The sequence below is a fragment of the Bythopirellula sp. genome (assembly GCF_041737835.1).
Taxonomy (GTDB): domain Bacteria; phylum Planctomycetota; class Planctomycetia; order Pirellulales; family Lacipirellulaceae; genus Bythopirellula.
This window is the reverse complement of record NZ_JBGSQY010000062.1, coordinates 1-1,818: the sequence shown is the minus strand read 5'-3', so window position 1 is coordinate 1,818 and position 1,818 is coordinate 1. Positions and strand designations below refer to the sequence as shown.

Below are 1,818 nucleotides of genomic sequence, written 5' to 3'. Positions count from 1 at the left end.
CAAGAAGCTCGGCCAGATGGGCAAGACGATCATGGTCAGCAGCCACATCCTGCCCGAGCTGGCGGACATGTGCAACAAGATCGGCATCATCGAGCGCGGCGAATTGTTGGTGAACGCCGATGTGGCCGAAGTCATGCGGCGCGTGCGCCAGCACTTTGTGCTGATCGTCGGCGTCGTCGGCGGAGAGCCGGAACGCGAGCGCGCCGCCAAGTCACTCGCGGATCATCCGTCGGTCAGTAAAATCGAAGCACGCGGGGAAAACTTGCGCGTCACGTTGAAGCCCGAGGTCATCGACTACAGCGAATTGGTGAATCATCTCCTCGCGGCCGGCTTGAAGCTGCGGACCTTCAGCGAAGAAGAGCTAAATCTTGAAACGGCGTTCATGGTTTTGACCAAGGGGATTACGTCGTAGTGTGCTGGGAAGCTTCTGTGCTTTCGCAGCGATCTGGATAACGCACTTCTTGCGGATGGGGCCTTCATGCGTGATCGCTTGAGCTGGCTCCTAGCCCTAGTATCCCATCAAATATTTCGCAACTAGCGGCAGGAAATGTAGAAAATGGGCGGTTCGAGGGACACAGCGAACACGCTGGCGCGAACGGCTTTTTCAACGATTTTGTAATTCCTTCTATGATTGTACTTGTAAGTTTGTACACATCGTGTACATATGGCATGTACTGAACGCATGAGCATTGGAGAAAGTGTGGCTTTCCCGGGCTTTTTGCGATCCGTGCGACTTTTTTGAGGTTTGGCACGCCAGGTGCATTTACCAAATCTCAACGGAGTCTGATTACTTTTCTGCTGTCACATTTGGAACAAAGGAGTGTCCCATGTTGGTTCTCACCCGCAAGCTGCAAGAACAAATTCGGATTGGCAATGACATTGTGATTACGGTACTCGAGTTTCGCGGCAGCTCGATCCGTCTCGGAATTGAAGCCCCGCGTGATGTGCGTGTGATGCGGGAAGAACTTCCCCGCCGGGAAATCACGATCAATCTGGAGTCAAACGACGACCTGACCGATAATATGAGTGGTGCCGGCATCGCAAGCATACTAGCCATCGAACCGACAGCCAATGTCGATGTTCAAGTGGTCGAATTGGATCGTAAACAGCCAGTGCGGTCGTCGGCCAACCAGCGCGCCGCCCAAACAACTGCTCGCAGCCCTCTTGCTAGCAAGCTTTCAGCCCGTCGTGCTGGCAACACGCCCAATACGGTCTCGGAACAAGCCGCTGATCCCCGCCCCGAAGCCGACATGTTCGGCCAGGATCACTTGGCCGTTGCCCAGAAGGATCTGCGGTCGTTTTCGTCGGCGGTATAGTGAACTCGCCCGTATCCAACGTCGTGAGACTTTGGATTGTTGGATCGCGGTCACACGATCAATGCGGCTGAATTCTTACGACTTCAGCTACGGGAATCCGACTGAAGTCTTATGACTTTAGCAACGAATGGCGATCAACCAACGCTAGCGGTAGAGAGGCATGGCCGAGGGCAAGTCGGCCATCGGAAGATTCGGTTGTTGGTTCTGGGCAGGAACTTGTTGGATCGGGGTCAGCGGCGGCAAGGCCAGCAGATCGACTTCGGAATTGTCGCTGGCATTGAATCCCGTGTTGCGGTTCTCGGGAACAATGACGGATGAGTTGTAGGCTGGACCGGGATAGGTGCCAGCTTCTTTGGACCCCGAGGGATTGTTCGGCAGCCCATTTGTATATCCGGCTCCTGAGGCTCCCTCCTGCTGGAGGAGCGAAGCCGGCAGCACTATCTGACGCTGCTGGCTAGCCGTGGGATTTTGCATCTCGCGCTGTTTCCACGGCCCGACGATG

2 protein-coding genes and 1 pseudogene are annotated in these 1,818 nt (G+C 55.3%); 2 read left to right on the top strand and 1 reads right to left on the bottom strand.

Translation table 11 applies throughout. The features are described from left to right. Positions 1-412: pseudogene (locus AC6T8Q_RS18445) on the top strand (multidrug ABC transporter ATP-binding protein); the annotation flags it as partial. A 415-nt stretch (positions 413-827) separates the two neighbouring features. After that, on the top strand, positions 828-1,316 hold the full coding sequence (locus AC6T8Q_RS18440) for a carbon storage regulator (protein ID WP_500680479.1): 489 nt from the start codon (positions 828-830) through the stop codon (positions 1,314-1,316). A gap of 144 nt (positions 1,317-1,460) precedes the next feature. Here the strand turns inward: AC6T8Q_RS18440 and AC6T8Q_RS18435 are convergent. After that, a partial coding sequence (locus tag AC6T8Q_RS18435; protein ID WP_500680478.1) for a hypothetical protein occupies positions 1,461-1,818 on the bottom strand: 358 nt, incomplete at its 5' end.

Bases quoted from the DNA above. Each gene is read 5' to 3' on its own strand.
- AC6T8Q_RS18440 (WP_500680479.1), top strand. From the start codon at position 828: ATGTTGGTTCTCACCCGCAAGCTGCAAGAACAAATTCGGATTGGCAAT.